17 protein-coding genes are annotated in these 21,942 nt (G+C 73.2%); all 17 read left to right on the top strand.

The features are described from left to right. The first annotated feature begins 16 nt into the window (after nucleotides 1-16). The 17 genes from ABT369_RS15805 (at nucleotide 17) to ABT369_RS15725 (ending at nucleotide 21,724) form a co-directional block, all read left to right on the top strand. The gene (locus tag ABT369_RS15805) at nucleotides 17-775 is read left to right on the top strand and encodes a TrmH family RNA methyltransferase (protein ID WP_350612546.1); all 759 of its coding nucleotides are present in this window, start codon (nucleotides 17-19) and stop codon (nucleotides 773-775) included. A 130-nt stretch (nucleotides 776-905) separates the two neighbouring features. Beyond that, nucleotides 906-2,024, top strand: a complete 1,119-nt coding sequence (gene pheS / locus ABT369_RS15800) for a phenylalanine--tRNA ligase subunit alpha (protein ID WP_350612544.1) — start codon at nucleotides 906-908, stop codon at nucleotides 2,022-2,024. 1 nt (nucleotide 2,025) lies between these two features. Further along, nucleotides 2,026-4,500, top strand: a complete 2,475-nt coding sequence (gene pheT, locus ABT369_RS15795) for a phenylalanine--tRNA ligase subunit beta (RefSeq protein ID WP_350612542.1) — start codon at nucleotides 2,026-2,028, stop codon at nucleotides 4,498-4,500. 182 nt (nucleotides 4,501-4,682) lie between these two features. Next, nucleotides 4,683-5,894 (top strand): nucleotide sugar dehydrogenase, encoded by a 1,212-nt coding sequence (locus tag ABT369_RS15790; protein ID WP_350612541.1) that lies wholly within the window; start codon nucleotides 4,683-4,685, stop codon nucleotides 5,892-5,894. Further along, nucleotides 5,891-6,688, top strand: a complete 798-nt coding sequence (locus tag ABT369_RS15785) for a glycosyltransferase family 2 protein (RefSeq protein WP_350612539.1) — start codon at nucleotides 5,891-5,893, stop codon at nucleotides 6,686-6,688. The genes ABT369_RS15790 and ABT369_RS15785 overlap by 4 nt, the downstream gene beginning before the upstream one ends. Nucleotides 6,689-6,699: 11 nt before the next feature. Further along, nucleotides 6,700-7,725, top strand: coding sequence for an NAD-dependent epimerase/dehydratase family protein (locus tag ABT369_RS15780; protein ID WP_350612538.1), 1,026 nt, complete (start codon nucleotides 6,700-6,702; stop codon nucleotides 7,723-7,725). 188 nt (nucleotides 7,726-7,913) lie between these two features. Further along, nucleotides 7,914-9,131 carry a hypothetical protein gene (locus ABT369_RS15775; protein WP_350612536.1) on the top strand — a complete coding sequence of 406 codons (1,218 nt, stop codon included), beginning with the start codon at nucleotides 7,914-7,916 and terminating at the stop codon, nucleotides 9,129-9,131. 86 nt (nucleotides 9,132-9,217) lie between these two features. Then, entirely contained in the window at nucleotides 9,218-11,935 is a 2,718-nt protein-coding gene (locus tag ABT369_RS15770; protein ID WP_350612534.1) for an AAA family ATPase, read from the top strand. 87 nt (nucleotides 11,936-12,022) lie between these two features. Continuing rightward, nucleotides 12,023-13,429, top strand: coding sequence for a hydrolase (locus ABT369_RS15765; protein ID WP_502891765.1), 1,407 nt, complete (start codon nucleotides 12,023-12,025; stop codon nucleotides 13,427-13,429). Between the two features lie 33 nt (nucleotides 13,430-13,462). Continuing rightward, nucleotides 13,463-14,467: an N-acetyl-gamma-glutamyl-phosphate reductase gene (gene argC / locus ABT369_RS15760; protein ID WP_350612531.1), complete on the top strand. Its 1,005-nt coding sequence runs from the start codon at nucleotides 13,463-13,465 to the stop codon at nucleotides 14,465-14,467. Beyond that, entirely contained in the window at nucleotides 14,464-15,639 is a 1,176-nt protein-coding gene (gene argJ / locus ABT369_RS15755; protein ID WP_350612529.1) for a bifunctional glutamate N-acetyltransferase/amino-acid acetyltransferase ArgJ, read from the top strand. Before argC ends, argJ begins: the two co-directional genes overlap by 4 nt. 8 nt (nucleotides 15,640-15,647) lie before the next feature. Beyond that, on the top strand, nucleotides 15,648-16,532 hold the full coding sequence (argB, locus tag ABT369_RS15750; protein WP_350612822.1) for an acetylglutamate kinase: 885 nt from the start codon (nucleotides 15,648-15,650) through the stop codon (nucleotides 16,530-16,532). Between the two features lie 35 nt (nucleotides 16,533-16,567). Then, nucleotides 16,568-17,704 carry an acetylornithine transaminase gene (locus tag ABT369_RS15745; protein ID WP_502891764.1) on the top strand — a complete coding sequence of 379 codons (1,137 nt, stop codon included), beginning with the start codon at nucleotides 16,568-16,570 and terminating at the stop codon, nucleotides 17,702-17,704. Next, the gene (argF, locus tag ABT369_RS15740; RefSeq protein WP_350612527.1) at nucleotides 17,701-18,612 is read left to right on the top strand and encodes an ornithine carbamoyltransferase; all 912 of its coding nucleotides are present in this window, start codon (nucleotides 17,701-17,703) and stop codon (nucleotides 18,610-18,612) included. The genes ABT369_RS15745 and argF overlap by 4 nt, the downstream gene beginning before the upstream one ends. After that, on the top strand, nucleotides 18,609-19,094 hold the full coding sequence (gene argR, locus ABT369_RS15735) for an arginine repressor (RefSeq protein WP_350612526.1): 486 nt from the start codon (nucleotides 18,609-18,611) through the stop codon (nucleotides 19,092-19,094). Before argF ends, argR begins: the two co-directional genes overlap by 4 nt. Before the next feature lie 38 nt (nucleotides 19,095-19,132). After that, complete coding sequence (gene argH / locus ABT369_RS15730) at nucleotides 19,133-20,563, top strand: argininosuccinate lyase (protein WP_350612525.1); 1,431 nt, start codon at nucleotides 19,133-19,135, stop codon at nucleotides 20,561-20,563. Between the two features lie 255 nt (nucleotides 20,564-20,818). Continuing rightward, nucleotides 20,819-21,724: an NADP-dependent oxidoreductase gene (locus tag ABT369_RS15725; protein ID WP_350612523.1), complete on the top strand. Its 906-nt coding sequence runs from the start codon at nucleotides 20,819-20,821 to the stop codon at nucleotides 21,722-21,724. Nucleotides 21,725-21,942: the final 218 nt, after the last annotated feature.

Genomic DNA, 21,942 nt, shown 5'->3' with positions numbered 1-21,942 from the left:
TCGGTCGCGACCCGGGGTGTTCACTGTTCGGACGCCCCGGGTCGTCGCTGCCCGGCGCCTGCACCGTCGCCGGGACCGCGACGAGACCGGCCGCTTCCTCGCCGAGGGCCCCCAGGCCGTCCGCGAGGCGATCAGAGCCGGCGTGGTGACCGAGCTCTTCGCGACCGCCGAGGCCGCCGCCCGCTACCCGGAGTGGACCGCCTCGTTGGTCGATGACGCCGCACTGGCGGCGCTCGCCGACACCGTGCAGCCCCAGGGCCTCGTCGCCGTCTGCCGGCAGCGGGACGTCCCGCTCGACGCCGCCCTCGCCGCCCGCCCGCGGCTCGTGGCCGTGTGCGTCGACATCCGCGACCCCGGCAACGCCGGCACCGTCCTGCGCACCGCCGACGCGGCCGGAGCCCGGGCCGTCGTCTTCGCCGGCGACTCCGTCGACCCCTACAACGGCAAGGCCGTGCGCTCGAGCGCCGGCAGCCTCTTCCACGTCGACGTGGTCCGCGCCCGCGACACCGCCGCCACCGTCGCCGCCCTGCGCGCGGCCGGCGTCCAGGTCCTCGCGGCCGACGGCTACGGCGACGCCGACCTGTTCGACCTCGACACCCTCGACCGGCCCACCGCCTGGCTCTTCGGCTCCGAGGCACACGGCCTGCCCAAGGACCTCGAGGCCGACCGGCGGGTGCGGGTGCCCCTCTACGGCGGCGCGGAGAGCCTGAATCTGGCGGCGGCCGCAGCGGTATGCTTGTACTCTTCCGCGAAAGCGATGAGGAGTGTGCGGTGATGTCCCTGTTTATGCGGCCCGCCGGAGACGGTGGGCGGACGGGACGCACGACCTCCTGACACCTTCCCACGACCGGCGGGCGGACCCCTCACTACACTGTCCGAGGCCAATCTCCCGTGGGAAGAGTCCGATGACGTACCGCAATGATCCGTACGATCCGAAACAGGCCGCGCTGCTCGACCAGGGCGTGCTCGACGACGCGGTCGCCGCGGCCGACAAGGCGTTCGCCGGAGCGGGCGACCTCGACGCCCTCGCCGCCCTCAAGCACCAGCACCTGGGCGACCGCGCCCCGGTCTCGCTGGCCCGCCGCGAGATCGGCTCGCTGCCGCCGGCCGCCAAGGCCGACGCCGGCAAGCGCGTCAACCTGGCCCGCGTCGCCGTCCAGGGCGCGTTCGACGCCCGGCTCGCGGTGCTCACCGCCGAGCGCGAGGAGCGGGTCCTGGTCGAGGAGGCCGTGGACGTCACGCTGCCGACCGCCCGCCGCCCGGCCGGCGCCCAGCACCCGCTGACCAAGATCATGGAGCGGGTCGGCGACCTGTTCGTGAGCATGGGCTACGAGGTCGCCGAGGGGCCCGAGGTCGAGTGGGAGTGGTACAACTTCGACGCCCTCAACATGCACCCGGACCACCCGGCGCGCTCGATGATGGACACGTTCTTCGTGCAGGCCGGCGCGCCGCACGCAACGTCACAGGCGCATACGCAGTCGGCCGGCGCCGCGGAGGACTCGCGGGTCGTGCTGCGCACCCACACCTCGCCGGTGCAGGCGCGCACGATGACGAGCCGCAAGCCGCCCATCTACATCGTCTGCCCGGGCCGCACCTACCGCACGGACGAGCTCGACGCGACCCACACCCCGGTCTTCCACCAGGTCGAGGGCCTGGTCGTGGACAAGGGCATCACGATGGGCCACCTCAAGGGCACCCTCGACAACTTCGTCAAGGGCCTCTTCGGCGACCAGGCCCGCACGCGGCTGCGCCCGTCGTACTTCCCGTTCGTCGAGCCGGGCGCCGAGATCGACCTGTGGTTCCCGCAGCACCGTGACGGCCCCCGCTGGGTCGAGTGGGGCGGCTGCGGCATGGTGAACCCGCGGGTGCTGCGCGCCTGCGGGATCGACCCGGAGGAGTACTCCGGCTTCGCGTTCGGCATGGGCATCGAGCGGGCGCTGATGTTCCGCAACGAGGCCGCCGACATGCGGGACATGGTGGAGGGCGACGTGCGGTACGCGCGGGCGTTCGGATGGGAGGCCTGAGGTGCGCGTTTCGCTTTCCTGGCTGCGCGAGCACGTCGACCTGCCGGCCGACCTCGACGGCGACGGGCTGGAGAAGGCCCTGGTCAAGGTCGGCCTGGAGGTCGAGGAGCTGACCGACGCGGCCGCGAGCGTCACCGGGCCGCTGGTGGTGGGCCGGGTCGAGAACATCGAGGAGCTCACCGGGCTCAAGAAGCCGATCCGCTTCTGCCTCGTCGACGTCGGCAACGAGCAGCCCCAGGGCATCATCTGCGGCGCCCGCAACTTCGCCGAGGGCGACCTGGTCGTCGTCGCGCTGCCCGGCGCCGAGCTCCCCGGCGGATTCAAGATCGCCGCCCGCAAGACCTACGGCCACGTCTCCAACGGCATGATCTGCTCCGGCCAGGAGCTCGGGGTCAGCGACGACCACGACGGGATCATCGTGCTGCCGGCTGATTCGGCTAAGCCGGGCGACGAGGCCAGGCCGATCGTCGGGCTGGACGACGTCGTGGTCGAGATCAACATCACCCCGGACCGCGGGTACTGCTTCTCCGTCCGCGGCATCGCCCGCGAGCTGTCGCACTCCCTCGGCGGCGCCTACCGCGACCCGGTCGCGGCCGTCGTACCGCTGGAGGGCGACGGCAGCGAGGCGTACCCGATCGAGGTCCTCGACAGCGTGGCCTGCGACCGGTTCACCGCGGTGGCCGTGCGCGGCGTCGACCCGGCCGCGGTCACCCCGCAGTGGATCAAGACGCGCCTGGCCACGGCCGGCATCCGCTCGATCTCGCTGCCGGTCGACATCACCAACTACGTGATGATCGAGATGGGCCAGCCGATGCACGCCTGGGACCTCGGGCGGCTCACCGGGGCGCTCGTCGTGCGGCGCGCGCAGGCGGGGGAGAAGCTGACCACGCTCGACGGCGTGAACCGCGTGCTCGACCCCGAGGACATCGTCATCGCCGACGGCACCGGCGTGGTCTCGCTCGCCGCCGTCATGGGCGGCACGACCACCGAGGTCTCGCCGGGCACGGTCGACGTGCTCTTCGAGGCCGCGCACTGGGACCCGCGCTCGGTCGCCCGCACCATCCGCCGGCACAAGCTGCCCAGCGAGGCCGGCAAGCGCTACGAGCGCGGCGTCGACCCGCAGATCACCGCGGCGGCCTGCGCCCGGGCGGCGGCGCTGCTGGCCGAGCACGGCGGCGGCACCGTCTCCACCGGCGTCACCGACGTCTACGCGGTCGTCCCGCCGGAGCCGGTCACGATGACCGTCCAGCGCCCCTCGCAGCTGGCCGGCGTCGACTACACGCCGGAGCGGGTGCTGGAGATCCTCGCGATGATCGGCACCCAGGTGGTCGCGGACGGCGACCTGCTCACCGTCACCCCGCCGACCTGGCGGCACGACCTCAACGACCCGGCCGATCTCGCCGAGGAGGTGCTGCGCCTCGACGGGTACGACCGCATCCCGAGCGTCCTGCCGATCGCGCCTCCCGGGCGCGGGCTCACCGCGACCCAGCGGCGCCGGCGCACGGTCGGGCGGGCGCTGGCCGACGCGGGCTACGTCGAGTCGCTGTGCTGGCCGTTCGTCGGCGAGGCGGCCCTCGACGCGATGCGCATCCCGGCCGGCGACGAGCGGCGCAACGCCCTGCTGCTGCGCAACCCGCTCTCCGACGAGGAGCCCGGGCTGCGCACCACGCTGCTCCCGCCGCTGCTGGCCGCCCTGCGCCGCAACCTCGGCCGGGGCGTGCGCGACGTCGCGCTGTTCGAGATCGGGCCGGTCTTCCTGCCCGAGGGTCCCCTCGCGGTCTTCCCCGCGCACGGCGTCGACGGGCCGCCGAGCGCCGAGGAGTTCGCGGCCGTCGAGGCGCTGCTGCCGCGCCAGCCGTGGCACGTGGCGACCGTCATCGCCGGCGAGTCCGACCCGGCCGGCTGGTGGGGCGGGGGCCGGGCGGCGGACTGGGCCGACGCGGTCGAGTCGGCGAAGGTCGCGGCCGCCGCGGCCGGCGTGGAGCTGACCGTGCGGGCCGCGGCCGAGGCGCCGTGGCACCCGGGGCGCTGCGCGGCGCTGCTCGTCGGCGACACCGTCGTCGGGCACGCGGGCGAGCTGCACCCGGCGGTCTGCGCGGACCTCGACCTGCCGCGGCGGACCGTCGCCATGGAGATCGACCTCGACGCGCTGCCGATCCCGGGCGTGTGGATCGCGCCCCGGCTCTCGACGTTCCCGACGGCGCTGATCGACGTGGCCGTCGTGGTCGGCGCGGACACCGCGGCGGCCGAGGTCGAGGCGGCCCTGGCCGAGGGCGCGGGCCCGCTGCTGGAGTCGGTGCGGCTCTTCGACGTGTACGCGGGGGCGCAGCTGGGCGAGGGCCGCAAGTCCCTGGCCTACAAGCTGACCTTCCGCGCGCCGGACCGCACGCTCACCGGTGAGGAGGCCCTCGCCGCGCGCGACGCCGCCGTGGCGGTCGCGGCCGACCGATTCGGAGCAGTCCTGCGCGGAGCGTGACAACCCATTGATGACGGCGGCCATTTCCCCTGGATGTGGCCGCCGTCACTGTTGGCTATCATCGAACTCTGCGTGACCTGTGCGATCAGGCCGGTGGCGGCCGAAGGTGGTACGGTCACGGCGCCTAGCGCACCTCGCGGCGCTCATCTATCGGTGACCATTCCGTCCTGAAGGGGCAGTGCGTGTCAGACGTCAGTGCATCGGCGGGGTTCACCACCGACGTCGTGGTGATCGGCGGCTGCGGCCGGGTGGGGCTTCCCCTCGGCATCGCGCTCGCCTCCCGCGGCCTGCGGGTGACCCTGTATGACATCAACGAGGCCGCGGTCGCCGTGGTCAACGGCGGACGCCTCCCCTTCGACGAGGAGGGCGCCGCGGAGCCGCTGGCCCAGGCGGTCGCCGACGGCCGTCTCACGGCGAGCACCGACCCGAGCACCGTGGCCACCGCCGAGCACCTCGTGGTGATCGTGGGCACGCCGGTCGACGAACACCTCAACCCGAACATCGCGGCCGTGCCGAAGGCGATCGAGCGCTGCGCGGAATACCTGCGCGACGGCCAGCTCATCGTGCTGCGCAGCACCGTGCACCCCGGCGTGACGGCGCTCACCGAGAAGCTCGTCAGGAAGCTGGGCGTCGACGCCGACGTCGCGTTCTGCCCCGAGCGCATCGCCGAGGGCAAGGCGATGACCGAGCTGTTCGAGCTGCCGCAGATCGTCGCAGCCCGCACGCCCGAGGCGACCGAGCGGGCCGAGAAGCTCTTCCGCAACCTGGCCAGCCAGATCGTGGTCCTGGAGCCGGAGGAGGCGGAGCTCGCCAAGCTCTTCACGAACACGTGGCGCTACATCAAGTTCGCCGCGGCCAACCAGTTCTGGATGATGTCCAACGACTTCGGCCTGGACTTCGAGCGCATCCGGCACGCGATCCGCTTCCAGTACCCGCGCGCCCAGGACATGCCCGGCGCCGGCTTCGCGGCCGGCCCGTGCCTGCTCAAGGACACGATGCAGCTGGCGGCGTTCAACAACAACAACTTCGTGCTCGGCCACAGCGCGATGCTCATCAACGAGGGCCTGCCGCTCTACGTGGTGTCGAAGCTGCAGGAGCGCTTCGACCTGTCGGAGATGACCGTCGGCATCCTCGGCATGGCGTTCAAGGGCGGCAGCGACGACATCCGCGAGTCGCTGGCCTACAAGCTGCGCAAGGTCGTGATGCTGCGGGCGAAGGAGACCCTCTGCACCGACCCCTACGTGCGCGACGACCGGTTCGTGCCCCTCGACGAGGTGCTGACCCGCGCGGACCTCCTCATCATCGCCGCTCCTCACCCGGAGTACCGTGACCTGCAGACCGAAATCCCGGTTGCGGACATGTGGGGCGTGACGAACAAGGGCGTGCGTATATGAGCTTGGCACCACAGGTCACTGTGGTCATCCCGGTCTACAACGAGGGCGAGGCGATCGTCCGCTGCCTGGAGCGCATCCTCCGCGAGGTGATGATGCCGGCGGAGATCCTCGTGGTGCACGACATGCCCGAGGACACGACGGTGCCCTTCGCGCAGGAGTTCCACGAGCGCGACCCGCGGGTGCGGCCGGTGCTCAACACCTACGGCCGTGGGCCGGCCAACGCGATCCGCTTCGGCATCGACGTGGCCAGCGCGCCCGTGGCCGTGGTCACCATGGCCGACGGCTCCGACGACCCGCGCCAGATCGAGGACCTCGCGCGGCTCGTGGACCGCGGGGTCGTGGTCGCGGCCGCCTCGCGCTACATGCCGGGCGGGCAGCAGGTCGGTGGGCCGCGGTTCAAGCGGTTCCTGTCCCGCAACGCCGGGCGCACCCTGCACTGGTTCGCGCGCGTGGGCACCAAGGACGCGACGAACAGCTTCAAGGCGTATTCGACCGAGTTCGTGCGCAAGGTCGGCATCGAGTCCAAGACCGGCTTCGAGATCGGCATCGAGCTCACCGCGAAGGCGACCCGGCTCGGGCTGCCCGTCGCGGAGATCCCGACGATCTGGCTCGACCGGCAGCTCGGCGAGTCCCGCTTCGACGTCGGGCGCTTCATGCCGAGCTACCTGAAGTGGTACTGGTTCGCCTTCGGACCCAGACTGACGATGGAGAAGCTGGCCACGCGCCCGGCTTCCTCGGCCGCGCGCGACGACGCGCAGGCCGCCCGCGAGAGCTCGTCCGCAATCCAGAGCTAGAAGGAGTTTTTGTGGCAAAGGTCCTGGTGACCGGCTCGGCCGGCTTCATCGGTGGTTATGTCGTCGAGGAGCTGCTCGCCCGCGGCTATCAGGTCGTCGGCCTGGACAACTACTCGAAGTACGGGCCGGTGACCCGCAGCTACGACTCGCACCCGGACTACCGCTTCGTCGAGGGTGACGCCCGCGACGTCGACCTGGTGACCGAGCTGCTCGACGGCTGTGAGCACTTCATCGCCGGCGCGGCGCTCATCGGCGGTATCTCCTACTTCCACGCCTACGCCTACGACCTGCTCGCGGCGAACGAACGGATCATGGCGTCGTCCTGCGACGCCGCGATCAAGGCGCACCAGAGCGGGTCGCTGAAGAAGATGACCTACCTGTCGTCCTCGATGGTCTTCGAGTCCACGACGCACTGGCCGTCCAAGGAGGGCGACGAGCGCAAGATCCCGCCGCCGCTGTCGTCGTACGGGTTCCAGAAGCTCGCCGTCGAGTACTACGCGAAGGCGGCGTGGGACCAGTACAAGCTGCCCTACACGATCGTGCGGCCGTTCAACTGCGTCGGCGTCGGCGAGGGCCGCGCGCTGGGCGAGGTCGAGGTCCTCTCGGGCAACGTGAAGCTGGCGATGTCGCACGTGGTGCCGGACCTGGTGCAGAAGATCATCAAGGGCCAGGACCCGCTGCACATCCTCGGCACCGGCGAGCAGGTGCGCCACTACACCTACGGCGGCGACCTGGCCAAGGGCATCATCACGGCGATGGAGTCCGACGCGGCGCGCAACGAGGACTTCAACATCTCCACCGCCGAGTCGACCACGGTGCTGCAGCTGGCCGAGGTGATCTGGCGCAAGATCAAGGGCCCGGACGTGCCGCTGAACGTGGTCTCCGACGACCCCTACGAGTACGACGTGCAGAAGCGCGTGCCGGACTGCTCCAAGGCGCGCGAGGTGCTCGGGTTCGAGGCGTCGACCTCGCTGGAGGACATGCTCGACGAGGTCATCCCGTGGGTGACCGAGGCGGTCAAGGAAGGCCGGCTGTAGTTCCCGGTCTCAGCTCCCGGTTTCGCGAGAAAGGCCCCGCCGCCCGGCGGGGCCTTTCTCGTTGAACAGGCGTGACGACGGTCGAAGCGCTGCAGCCGGCCCCCGAGCCCGACCTGTCCGACGGCGGACGAAATATCCGGCGCAAGCACCGGATATTTCCGACTTATCAGCATAAATATGCCGTTTGGGTGATCCTTGTGCTCCTCGGAGCGGCGGCCGGGCTGGCGCGGACCCGGGAGCCGGGGGCGCTCGACTCGATCTGGGCCGAGGACGGGCAGAACTTCCTCACCGACGCGCTGAACCGGCCCTGGTACGAGGCGATCCTCACCCCGTTCAACGGCTACTTCCACATCGTCGCGCGCGTGTGCTGGGCGGTCATCGCCCTGTTCCCGGTCGCCTGGGCCGCCGCCCTGAACGCCGTGCTCGACGCGGCCATCACGAGCCTGCTCGGCCTGGCCGTCTACCGGGCCGCCCGCGAACGGCTGGACGCGTTCCCGGCCGCCGTGATCGGGATCACCGCGGCGCTGCCGATGGGGTTCGTGCCCAACACGCTCGCCCAGCTGCAGTTCCCGCTCGTCTACGCCGGGCTGTGGATGCTGCTGCGGCGGCGGGCCGGCGTGGTGACCGCCGGGCTGCCCGCGCTCGCCGTGCTCAACTCGATGCTCGGCGTGCTGCTGCTCCCGGTGGCCCTGGGCGGGCTGGTGCGGTACCGATGCCGGGCCTGGCTCGTGAAGCTCCTCGCCCTGCTCCCGGGCGCCCTGCTCCAGCTCGTCCCGCTGCTCACCGGGGCCACGCGGCGGGGACTGGGGGAGCGGCCCGAGCACGACCCGGTCGCGGTCGCGGCCATGTACCTGCGCTGGGGCGTGCCCCGCTCGTTCCTCGGCCCGGTGTGGCTCGCCCCGTCCTACGACGACGTGTGGGGGCACCGGGCCCTGGTCGCGGCCGGCCTGCTCATCCCCGCCGCGCTGCTCGCCGTCGCGGTGTGGTCGCGGGCGTACCGCGAGCTGCGCCTGGCCGCCGTCCTGGCCGGGTTCGCCGCGCTCGCCGGGGCCGTGCAGCTGTCCGCCCACGGGTTCGGCGAGGACCGCTACCTGGTGCTTATCAGCCTGCCGAACCTGGCCGCCGGGGTCTGCCTCGCGGCCGGCGCCCAACGCGCTGCGCGAATCCCGGGTTGCGTGAGCCCGCGCACACCACTTGTCGTGTTCGCGACACTTGTCGCCGTCGTCCTGGCGTCCGGCCTGCGCCCGGCGGGCCCCCGCGACGACAGCCCGCGCTGGGGCGCGACGGTCGCCCGTGCGCGGGCGGAATGCCTTGTCCGGCCCGGTTTGACGCGGGTGACCGTGCACACCGCGCAGTGGCCCGTGCTGGGCTGGGAGGCGGTGCTGCCCTGCGCCCGGCTGCGCTGATCACCGGTCGATCGGACGTCATCTCGGCGTGGCGTCGTGTTCTCCGGCCGTTGCGACGAACGGGCGTTCGTTAGAGACTCGGCGTCGTGGTGAGCACCTCGTCGGCGCCCATCGGCCGGGCCGATCTCCTGAGCCATGCCCGGGAGCGGCTCGCCTCGGGGGGCAGCGTCGTGCTCTGCGGCCCCGCGGGCATCGGCAAGTCCACCATCCTCGACGCGCTGGCCGCGGCCGAGACCGAGGCGCTGGTGCTGCGTGCGGCCGCCGCCGAGGCCGAGGCGGACCTGCCCTACCTCGCCCTCGTCGACCTCTTCGACGGCGCCCCGGACGTGTCCGAGCTGCTCCCGGTGCACCTGCGCGCGGCGCTGGACGGTGCCCTGCTGCGCAGCGCCCTGCCGGCCACCCCGCACGACCAGCTCGCCGTGCGCCTGGCCGTGCTCGAGCTCTTCCGCGCCCTGGCCGCCGAGCGGCCGGTGCTGCTCATCCTCGACGACGTGCAGTGGATCGACGAGCCCAGCGCCGGGGTGCTGCGGTTCGTCTCCCGCCGCCTCGGCGAGGTCCCGGTGAAGGTGCTCGCGGCCGAGCGGGTGCCCGACGGCGGCGCGCCCACCCGGCTCGACCTGTGCCCGCCGCCGAGCGCCACCCTGCCGGTCCCTCCGCTGCCCCAGAGCGACGTCGCCGACCTGCTGCGGGCCCGCTTCGGCGCCGAGGCCGGCCGGGCCCACGTCCAGCGGATCTACGAGGCGAGCGCCGGCAACCCGCTCTACGCCGTGGAGCTCGGGCGGGCCATCGGCAGCAGCTCGTTCCCGGTCACCGACCCGCTGCCCGTCCCCGACCGGCTCCGCGAGCTGCTGGCCGCCCGCCTGGCCTCGCTGCCGGCCGAGGACTGGCCCGCGCTGCTGGTCATCGCCGCCGCGGCGCGCCCCAGCCTGGCCCTGCTCGGCGCCTGCGGGCTCGCCGAGGCGCACGTGGAGGCCGGGATCGCCTCCGGCGTCCTGCACGTCGAGCCGGACGGCGCGATCCGGTTCTCCCACCCGCTGCTGCGCGAGATGGTCTACGCCGACGCGACGGTCGCCGCCCGCCGGGAGACCCACGAGCGGCTCGCCGACACCGTCACCGACCCGGTCGACCGGGCCCGGCACCTGGCCGCCGCCCGCCCCGAGCCCGACGAGGGCCTGGCCGAGTGCCTGGCCGACGCCGCCTCGGCGGCCCGGCTGCGGGGCGCCCCGGCGATGGCCGCCGACCTCGCCGCGCTCGCCGCCGACCGCACGCCCCGCGACACCCCCGGCGTCGGGGCGGTCCGGCGCCTGAGCGCGGCCCAGTACGCGTACTCGGCCGGCTCGCCCGCCGACGCCCGCCGCCACGCCGCCGCCGCCCTGCGCGACGCGGCCGACCGCCGCACCCGGGTCGGCGCGCGGCTGCTGCTCGTCGAGATGTCCGGCGAGGACCACTCCAACTCCGGCCCGCTGCTCGACGCCGCGTTCGTGGAGGCCGTCGACACCCCGGACCTGCTCGCGCACGTGCGGCTCTACAAGGGGATCAAGGCCTACTGGGACGGCGACGGCGAGGCGGCCCTGGCCGAGCTCAAACGTGCCGAGGAGGCCGCCGAGCTCTGCGGCGACATGGAGCGGTTGGTCGAGGTGCTCAGCTGGCGGGGCAACATCCTGCTCGGCACCGAGGGCGACGAATACCTCGAGCGGGCCGGCAAGCTCGCCCGCGGCCTGTCGCTCACCCCGGCCACGGTCGCGGCCCGGCAGGTGGCCGCGATGAGCCGGCTGTTCAAGGGCGAGACGGCCGAGGCGGTGCGGCGCATCGAGGCGCTGCGCATCGCCGTCGAGCGGGCCGGCACCGTGCGCGACCTCGCCGCGGTGCTCGTCTCCGTGGCGGGGATCTACTGGCGGGCCGGGCGCTGCGCCGACGCCCTCGCGGCCGGGCGGGAGTGCGTGCGGCTCTACGTCGACGTCGAGACCACGCCCGGGCCGGGGTACCTGGTGGCGGCGCTGGTGGAGTACGCCGGCGGCACCGCCACGGCCGCCGCGAGCTTCGCCGACCGCGGGCTGGCGGCCTGCCTGGCCGCCGGGGACGAGGACTGGATCAAGCTCGCCTACGCCACCGGCGGCCTCGTGCACATGCTGCGCGGCGACCCGGTGGCCGCCGCCGAGGCGATGCGCGAGGCCTACGCGCTCGACCAGCGCCTCGGCCGGCTCGACCCGGGCATCCTGCCGTGGCACGCGGACTTCGTCGAGGCGCTCGTCGGCGCCGGCGCGCGGGCCGAGGCCGCCGAGGTGCTGACCGAGGTCGAGCAGCGGGCCCGGCACCTGGACCGCCGTGTGGTCTTCCTGGGCCTGGCCCGGGCCCGGGCCGTGCTCACCGCCGCGACCGGCGAGGCCCGCGAGGGGGCCGAGGCCCTGCACCGGGCGATCGAGGAGTGGCCCGACCACCCGTACCCGCTCGAGACCGCCCGCGCCTACTACACCCTCGGCGGGCTCGAGCGCCGCGCCCACCGCCGCGGGGCCGCCCGCGCCGCGCTGTCCGAGGCGGTCCGCCGCTACGCCGCCGCCGACGCGCACCCGTGGCGCGAGGTCGCCGCGGCCGACCTGGCCCGGCTCGACGGCGGCCGGGGCGCCGGGCTGAGCGAGACCGAGCGGCGGATCGTCGAGCTGGTCCGGGCGGGGGCCACGAACCGGGAGATCGCCCGCGCGCTCTTCCTGTCGATCAAGGCGGTCGAGGCCAACCTCACGCGGCTGTACCGCCGGCTGAACGTGCGCAACCGCTCCCAGCTGGCGCGTTTCCTCGATCCGGAGTAGGGCGGCCCTATCCTTACCCGCGCGTTCATCCGCGCTCGGCGATCGCATACATAGACTACCTCCGATTCCTTCCACCGGAGGTATGCAGTGTTGAAGCGTGCGTTGCTCGCCGTCGCGCTCATGACGGCGGGCGTCACCTACCTGGCTGGGGCGGCCGAATCCCAGGCCGCCGCCGTGCACCGGGTCCTGTTCGACAACTCCAAGGCCGAGACCGCCGGGAACGCCGACTGGATCATCAGCACCTCTCAGCCCGACCCGCTCAACCAGAACGCGAACCCGTCGAGCGAGACGTCCTGGACGGGCGCCCTGTCGTCGTGGGGCGTGGCGTTGCAGCGCACCGGGCAGTACAGTCTCAAGACCCTGCCCGCCGGAAACACCATCACCTATGGCGGGTCGGGCGCGCTGGACCTCAAGAACTTCGACGAGTTCGTGATGCCCGAGCCCAACGCGCCGCTCAGCGCCGCCGAGAAGACCGCGATCATGCGGTTCATCCAGGCCGGCGGCGGGTTCTTCCTGATCGTCGACCACACCGCCAGCGACCGCAACAACGACGGCTGGGACTCGGTGCGCATCGGCAACGACCTGCTGACCAACAACGGCGTGGACAACACCGACCCGTTCGGCTTCAGCATCGACGTGAACAACATCGGCACCGAGAACCCGGTCGCCATCACCAGTAGCACCGACCCGGTCATCAACGGCGCGCTCGGCAAGGTGCGGGGCAGCATCATCCGCAACGGCAGCACGCAGACCCTGCACCCGGCGGACAATGCCTCGGTGAAGGGGCTCGTCTACCGCAGCGGGTTCACGCCCGGCGGCACGACCGGCGCGTTCTTCACCACCTCGACGTTCGGCGCGGGCCGGGTCGCGGTGTGGGGCGACAGTTCGCCGATCGACGACGGCACCGGTCAGTCGGGCAACACGCTCTACGACGGGTGGAACGACACCGCCGGTACCAATGCCGCATTGGCTCTGAACGCCACGGCGTGGCTGGCCGGCTCGGGCACGTCCACCCCGCCGCCCACGACGCCCGGCGGCGGCTCGTGCTCGTCGTCCGAACTGTTCGGCAACGCCGGCTTCGAGACGGGATCGGCGAGCCCCTGGACGGCGACCTCGGGCGTCGTGTCCAACGACACGTCGCTGCCCGCGCACTCCGGGTCGTGGAAGGCGTGGCTGGACGGCTACGGCGCCGCGCACACCGACACCCTGTCGCAGACGGTGACGATCCCCTCCGGCTGCACCCGGGCTACGCTGAGCTTCTGGCTGCGCGTCGACACCGACGAGACCGGCACGACCGCATACGACAAGCTCACGGTGACCGCCGGGTCCACCACGCTGGCGACCTACTCGAACGTGGACGGCTCCACGACGTATCAGCAGAAGACACTCACCGTGAACGCCACCGGCTCGGTGAAGATCACGTTCACCGGGGTCGAGGGCAGCAAGATTGCCACCTCGTTCCTGCTGGACGACCTCAGCCTGAAAGGCGCTTGATAGCGGTGCCTGCATAGAGATACAGTCGACCGTATGGGAATACGTGTCGCCGTTGCGGGGGCCTCGGGCTACGCCGGCGGTGAGCTGTTGCGGCTCATCGCCGGTCACCCGCACCTCGAGCTCGCCGCCGCCACCGGGTTCGCGCAGGCCGGATCGACCATCGGGAGCGTCCACCCGCACGTGCGATCCTTCCGCGACGTGGTGCTGGCCAAGACCGAGGCGGCCGCGCTCGCCGATGCCGACCTGGTCTTCCTCGCCCTGCCGCACGGCGAGTCCGCGGCCGTGGCCGCGCAGCTGCCCGAGGCCGTGAAGGTCGTCGACCTCGGCGCCGACTTCCGGCTCGAGGACGCGGCCGGCTGGACGAAGTACTACCCGGGGCCGCACGCCGGCACCTGGACCTACGGCCTGCCAGAGCTGCCCGGCCAGCGCGCCCGGATCGCCGCCTCGACCCGGGTCGCCAACACCGGCTGCTATGCGGTCACCACCGTCCTGGCCCTGGCGCCGCTCATCGCCGCCGGGGTCGCCGACCCCGAGGACGTGGTCGTGGTCGCCGCCTCCGGCACCTCCGGCGCGGGCCGGTCGGCCAAGCAGCACCTGCTCGCCTCCGAGGTGATGGGGTCGATGTCGCCCTACAAGGTCGGCGCCCACCAGCACGTCCCCGAGATCAAGCAGGCCAGCGGGGCCCGGTCGCTGTCGATGACCCCGCTGCTCGCGCCGATGCCGCGGGGCATCCTGGCCACGGTCACGGCCCGTGCCGCGCGGGCGGCCGACCCGCGGGACGTGCTGGCCGCCGCCTACGAGGGCGAGGCGTTCGTGCACGTGCTGCCCGAGGGGCAGTGGCCGCAGACCGGCGCCACCTTCGGGTCCAACTCCGCGCACCTGCAGGCCACGATCGACGTGGACAGCGGCCGGATCGTCGTCGTCTCGGCCACCGACAACCTGGTCAAGGGCGCGGCCGGCCAGGCCGTGCAGAACGCGAACATCATGCTGGGCCTGCCCGAGACCGCCGGACTCGCCGTCGATGGGATCGCGCCATGAGCGTGACTGCGCCCAAGGGGTTCCGCGCCTCCGGCGTCGCCGCGGGCATCAAGGCCACGGCCGGGGCGCTCGACGTGGCGCTCGTCGTCAACGACGGGCCCGACACCACCGCCGCCGCCGTGTTCACCGGCAACCGCATCAAGGCCGCCCCGGTGCTGTGGAGCCAGCGGGTGCTCAGGGCCGGCATCGTGCGGGCCGTGATCCTCAACTCCGGCGGCGCCAACGCCTGCACCGGCCCGGCCGGCTTCCAGGACACCCACGCCACCGCCGAGCACACCGCGGCCGTGCTGTCCGGGCGGGCCTCGCGCTTCCCGGTCGGCGCCGGCGACGTCGCGGTCTGCTCGACCGGCCTCATCGGCGAGCGCCTGCCGATGCCGAAGCTGCTCGCCGGGGTCGACGCGGCCGCCCGCGCGCTGTCCCGCGACGGCGGGGCGGGCGCGGCCCAGGCCATCATGACCACCGACACGGTGCCGAAGACCGCCGTCCACAGTGGACAGGGCTTCACCGTCGGCGGGATGGCCAAGGGCGCCGGCATGCTCGCGCCCGGCCTGGCCACGATGCTCGTGGTGCTCACCACCGACGCCGTCGCCGACGCGACCGCCCTGGACACCGCCCTGCGCCTGGCGACCGCGGTCACCTTCGACCGCATCGACTCCGACGGCTGCATGTCCACCAACGACACGGTGCTGCTCATGGCCAGCGGCGCCTCCGGCATCGAGCCGACCCCGCACGAGCTGGCCGAGGCGGTCACCGCGGTCTGCGCCGAGCTGGCCCGGCGGCTCATCGCCGACGCCGAGGGCGCCACCAAGGAGATCGCCATCGAGGTCACCGGGGCCGCCTCCGCCGCCGACGCGGTCGAGGTGGGCCGCTCCATCGCCCGCAACAACCTCGTGAAGACCGCGTTCTTCGGCAACGACCCGAACTGGGGCCGCATCCTCGCCGCCATCGGCACCACGGCCGCCGCGTTCGAGCCCGACGAGGTCGACGTGGCCATCAACGGGGTGTGGATCTGCAAGCGCGGGGCCGCCGGGGAGGAGCGGTCCAAGGTGGACCTCGCCGGCCGCGCGGTCACCGTCACCGTGGACCTGCACGCCGGGCCCGAGGCCGCGACCGTCTGGACGAACGACCTCTCCATGGGCTACGTCCACGAGAACTCGGCGTACTCCTCGTGAGCGGGCGGATGAACGGGCGGGATCTCGGCATCGCGCTCGGCAAGGCCAACACGCTGATCGAGGCGCTGCCGTGGCTCGAGCGGTTCTCCGGGTCGACCGTCGTGGTGAAGTACGGCGGCAACGCGATGGTCGACAACGAGCTCAAGCGGGCGTTCGCGGCCGACATGGTGTTCCTGCGCCACGTCGGGCTCAAGCCGGTCGTCGTGCACGGCGGCGGCCCGCAGATCTCCGCCATGCTCAAGCGGCTCGGCATCGTCAGCGAGTTCAAGGGCGGCCTGCGCGTCACCACCCCGGAGACCGCCGACGTGGTGCGGATGGTGCTCGTCGGCCAGGTCGGCCGCGAGCTCGTCGGGCTCATCAACGAGCACGGCCCGCACGCGGTCGGCATGTCGGGCGAGGACGCCGGGCTGTTCACCGCCGTGCGCCGCCCCGCGATCATCGACGGCTCGCCCGTGGACATCGGCCAGGTCGGCGACGTCGAGCGGGTCAACATCTCCGCCGTCGCCGACCTCATCGCGGCCGGGCGCATCCCGGTCGTGTCGACGGTCGCGCCCGACAGCGACGGGGTGCTGCACAACCTCAACGCCGACACCGCGGCCGGCGCGCTCGCCATCGCGCTGCAGGCGCGCAAGCTCGTGGTCCTCACCGATGTCGAGGGCCTGTACCGCAACTACCCCGACCCGTCGTCGCTCATCTCGCAGCTGACCGCCGACGAGCTCGCGGAGCTGCTGCCCACGCTGGAGGCGGGGATGGTGCCGAAGATGGAGGCCTGCCTGCGGGCGGTCAAGGGCGGGGTGCCGGCCGCGCACGTCGTCGACGGGCGGGTGCCGCACTCGCTGCTGCTGGAAGTGTTCACGTCGGAGGGGTTCGGGACGATGGTGGTGGGGCAATGACCGGGGCGCTGGTTTCGCGGTTCGAGACTTCGGTGATGAACACGTACGGGCCGCCGTCGCTGGGACTCGTCAGCGGCAGCGGCGCGGTCGTCGTGGACGAGGCCGGGCGCTCCTATGTGGACTTCCTCGGCGGCATCGCGGTCAACCTGCTCGGGCACGGCCACCCGGCGATCGTCGCCGCGGTCTCCGAGCAGATCGCGACCCTCGGGCACGTGTCCAACCTCTACGCCTCGCCGCCCGTCGTCGCCCTCGCCGAGCGCCTGCTGGCCCTGGCCGGCCGCCCCGGCACGGTGTTCTTCGGCAACTCCGGCGCCGAGGCCAACGAGGCCGCGTTCAAGCTCTCCCGGCGCACCGGGCGCACGAAGATCGTCGCGGCCGAGGCCGGCTTCCACGGCCGGACCATGGGCGCCCTGGCGCTGACCGGGCAGCCGGCGAAGCAGCAGCCGTTCCTGCCGCTGCCCGGCGAGGTCGTCCACGTGCCCTACGGCGACGTCGAGGCCCTCGCCGCCGCCGTCGACGACACGACCGCGATGGTGCTGCTGGAGCCGATCCAGGGCGAGTCCGGGGTGGTCGTACCGCCCGCGGGCTACCTCACCGCCGCCCGTGAGCTGACCACCGCCCACGGCGCCCTGCTCGCCCTCGACGAGGTGCAGACGGGCATCGGGCGCACCGGCTACTGGTTCGCCCACCAGGCCGAGGGCGTCCGCCCCGACGTCGTCACCCTCGCCAAGGGGCTCGGCGGCGGCCTGCCGCTCGGCGCCATGATGGCCTTCGGCGACGCCGCCACGCTGCTCGGGCCGGGCATGCACGCCTCCACGTTCGGCGGCAACCCGGTCTGCTGCGCCGCCGCCCTCGCCGTGCTCGACACCATCGAGCGCGACGACCTGCTCGCCGCGACCAAGCGGCTCGGCGAGCGCATCCGCCGGGGCGTCGAGGCGCTCGGCGACCCGCTCGTCGACCACGTGCGCGGCGCCGGCCTGCTGCTCGGCATCGTGCTGCGCGGCCCGGCCGCCGGCGCGCTCGCCGGGGTCATGCGCGACGCCGGCTTCCTGGCCCAGGCCGCCCAGCCCGACGTGCTGCGCATCGCCCCGCCGCTGATCCTCAGCGACGAGCAGGCGGACGCGTTCGTGGCCGCGCTCGGCCCGGCCCTGCACGCGGTGCGGCCCTCATGAGCGACCTGCGGCACTTCCTGCGCGACGACGACCTGAGCGCGGCCGAGCAGCTCGAGGTGCTCGAGCTGGCGGCGGCGATGAAGGCCGACCGCACCGGCTTCACGCCGCTGGCGGGCAAGGCCGTCGCGGTCATCTTCGAGAAGCCGTCGCTGCGCACCCGGGTCTCGTTCGAGGTCGGCATCGCCCAGCTCGGCGGCACCCCGCTCATCATCGACGCGACGACGACGCACTTCGGCCGCGGCGAGAGCGTCGGCGACGCGGCCAGGGTGCTGTCCCGCTACGTCGACGCGATCGTCATCCGCTCCGACTCCGACGCGCGGGTCGGCGAACTCGCGGCCGGGGCCACCGTGCCGGTCGTGAACGCGCTGACCGACGGGTTCCACCCCTGCCAGCTGCTGGCCGACCTGCAGACCGTGCGCGAGCGCTTCGGGAAGACCGAAGGGCTGATCATGACGTACCTCGGCGACACCGCCAACAACATGGCGCACTCGTACGCGCTCGCCGGCACCCTGGCCGGGATGCAGGTGCGGCTCTCGGGCCCGGCCGGGTTCGAGCCCGACCCGGCCGTGCTGGCCGCCGCGCGCGCCCGGGGCGTCGTGGAGCTGGTGCCGGACGCGGTCGAGGCCGTGAAGGGCGTCGACGTGGTCGTGACGGACACGTGGGTCTCGATGGGGCAGGAGGGCGACGGGCTCGACCGGCGGACGCCCTTCGTGCCGTACCAGATCAACGAGGCGCTGCTCGCGAACGCCAGGGACACCGCGATCGTGCTGCACTGCCTGCCGGCCCATCGCGGCGACGAGATCACGTCCGCGGTGATGGACGGCCCGCAGTCGGCGATCTGGGACGAGGCCGAGAACCGCCTGCACGCCCAGAAGGCGCTGTTGTCGTTCCTGATCGAGCGACGATGAGCGCACCCACGACGAAGGCGGCCCGCCTGGACCGCATCTCCTCGCTCATCCGCGGCTCGGCGGTGCACTCGCAGACCGAGCTCGCGGAGATGCTGGCCGGGGCGGGGTTCCAGGTGACCCAGGCGACGCTCTCGCGGGACCTGGAGGAGCTGCGGGCGGTGAAGGTGCGCGGGGCGTACCTCATCCCCGAGGACGGTGAGCGGGCCCTGCGCCCGGCCGAGGAGGCGCCGACGCGGCTCGTGCGGCTGCTGCGCGAGCTGCTCACCGGCGTCGACTGCTCCGGCAACCTCGTCGTGCTGCGCACCCCGCCCGGGGCCGCGCAGTTCCTGGCCAGCGCGATCGACCGCAGCGGCCTGCCCGACATCGTGGGGACCATCGCCGGCGACGACACCATCCTGGTCGTCGCCCGCGAGGCGCCCAACCCGTCCGGCGCCGGCGAGGTCCTCGCCGCGAAGCTCAGTGAGTGGGCTCAGCTCGGTTAGCTCGTCAGGGCGGTCATGCCCTATGGAAGGATCGTCGCGTGTCTTCTGAAACTCCTACCCGCCTCTGGGGCGGGCGCTTCGCCGGTGGCCCCGCCGAGGCCCTGGCGCGCCTGTCCGTGAGCGTGCAGTTCGACTGGCGCCTCGCCCCGTACGACATCGCCGGCTCCCGCGCCCACGCCCGGGTCCTGGCCCGCGCCGGGCTGCTGGACGCCGACGAGCTCGGCCGCATGCTCGCCGCCCTCGACGACCTCGAGTCCGCCTGCGCGGCCGGCGACTTCCGCCCGACGGTCGACGACGAGGACGTGCACACCGCGCTGGAGCGCGGCCTGCTCGAGCGCCTCGGCACGCTCGGCGGGAAGCTGCGGGCCGGCCGTTCGCGCAACGACCAGGTCGCCACCGACCTGCGGCTCTACCTGCGCGACCACGCCCGCGGCGTCGCCTCCCGGATCGTCGAGCTCGCCGACGCGCTCATGGAGCAGGCGGCCCGGCACGTCGACACGCCCGCGCCCGGCTTCACCCACCTGCAGCCGGCCCAGCCGATCTCGTTCGGCCACCAGCTGCTCGCCCACGTCCAGGCGCTGCTGCGCGACCTCGACCGGCTGCGCGACTGGGACGCCCGCGCCTCGGTGAGCCCGCTCGGCGCCGGCGCGCTCGCGGGCTCGTCGCTGCCGCTCGACCCGGCCCAGGTGGCCAAGGAGCTCGGCTTCGCCCACGCCGCGCCCAACTCCATCGACGCCGTCGCCGACCGCGACTTCGTCGCCGAGTTCCTCTTCGTGGCCGCGCTCACCGGCGTGCACCTGTCCCGCCTCGGCGAGGAGGTGGTGATGTGGACGACGCCGAACTTCGGCTGGGTGCAGCTCGACGACGCGTTCGCGACCGGCTCGTCGATCATGCCGCAGAAGAAGAACCCGGACATCGCCGAGCTCGCCCGCGGCAAGTCGGGCCGGCTCGTCGGGCACCTCACGGGCGTGCTGACCATGCTGAAGGGCCTGGCCCTCGCGTACGACCGCGACCTGCAGGAGGACAAGGAGCCCGTCTTCGACGCCGTCGACACGCTCGAGCTCGTCCTGCCCGCGCTGGCCGGCATGATCTCGACCATGACGGTGCGGGTGGACCGGCTCGCTGCACAGGCTCCGGTCGGCTACACCCTCGCCACCGAGGTCGCCGAGTGGCTCGTCCGCCAGGGCGTGCCGTTCCGGGAGGCGCACGAGATCACCGGGAAGCTCGTCGTCATCTGCGCGGCGCGCGAGATCGGGCTGGACGAGGTGAGCGACGAGGACCTGCTGACGGTGAGCCCGCACCTGACGCCGGCCGTTCGCGAGGTCTTCTCGGTGCACGGCGCGCTCGCGGCCCGGACCACGCCCGGCTCCACGGGACCCGGGCCGGTCTCCGACCAGCTCGCGGTGGCCGCGGACAAGCTGGACCGCTGGCGCGACTGGTCCGAGGAGCAGGTCATCCCGCGCGACTGAGGTCGCGGGATCTTCGGCGGGTGCGGCCCGTCTCGGGCCGCATCCGTTGCGGCGCGTGGCCGTCTTGGACCGCGCCCGTTGCGGCGCGTGGCCGTCTTGGACCGCGCCCGTTGCGGCGCGTGGCCGTCTCGGACCGCGCCCGTTGCGGCGCGTGGCCGTCTCGGACCGCGCCCGCTGCGGCGAGTGACCGTCTTGGACCCCGCTCGCTGCGGCGAATCGCCCGTGGGGTTCCCGGGGTTTTGGGACAATTCGGGCATGTTGAAGATCGCGCAGGACGTGCTCGGGGGGCCGGAGGTGCTTCGGCTCGTCGAGGCGGACGTGCCGGTGCCCGGGCCGACCGAGATCCTGGTCGAGATCCGCGCGATCGGCGTGAACCCGGTCGACTGGAAGACGCGGGCGACCGGCGGCTCCCTCGGCGAGCCGCCGTTCACCGTCGGCTGGGAGGTCGCCGGGGTGGTCGCCGCGACCGGCCCCGGCGTCACGCGCTTCGCGGTCGGCGACGAGGTCTTCGGCCTGCCGTGGTTCCCGCGGGAGGCGGGGGCCTATGCGCAGTACGTGACCGGCCCCGCCCGCCACTTCGCCAGCAAGCCGCCCGGCCTCACGTTCGAGGAGGCCGGCGGCCTGGCCCTCGCGGGCCTGACGGCGCTGCAGGTCCTGTACGAGACAGCGGTCGTCCTGCCCGGCCAGCGGGTGCTGATCCCGGCCGCGGCCGGCGGCGTCGGCCACCTGGCGGTGCAGCTGGCGAAGCTGCGCGGGGCCCACGTCGTCGGCAGCGCGTCCGCCGCCAAGCACGACCTGGTCCGCTCGCTCGGCGCCGATGAGGTGCTCGACCATCACACCGAGGACTACTCGGCGCTGCGGGACATCGACGTCGCCGTGGCCACCGTGCCCGGGCAGATCCCCGAGCTGGCCGCGACCCTGCGGCCCGAGGGTCTGGTGGTGGCCCTCAACAGCGAGGACGCGCGGGCCGTCACCGACGTCGAGGGCGTGCTCATGCTGGTCGAGCCGGATCGCGCGGGGCTGGATGTGCTGGCCGGGCACGCGCTGGAGCGGGAGATCCGGGTCCTCGTCGACCGCGTGTTCCCGCTGGCCGAGGCGGCCGCGGCGCACGAGCTGGGTGAGGCCGGCCACACGACGGGCAAGCTGATCCTCCGGCCGTAGCATCCGGCGGATCCCCTGTCGGGGTATAAATCCGGAAAGTCCGATCACGAAGTGTCGGACTTTCCGCGTTTCCGCGTGGAGCGGGGCCGGCCTTCCAGGCGTTCTCCGCGCGCCCGCTCTCCGCGCGCTGGCCTTTCCGCGCAGTGCGGGCCGGCCTCCCGCGCGTTTTCCGTGTGCCAGCTCTCCGCGCGCCGGCTTTTCCGCGCGGCGCGGGGCTG

It is taken from the genome of Dactylosporangium sp. NPDC000244 (assembly GCF_040300725.1).
GTDB lineage: Bacteria > Actinomycetota > Actinomycetes > Mycobacteriales > Micromonosporaceae > Dactylosporangium.
The sequence above is the reverse complement of the archived record's forward strand: the minus strand, read 5'-3'. Positions and strand labels throughout refer to the sequence as shown.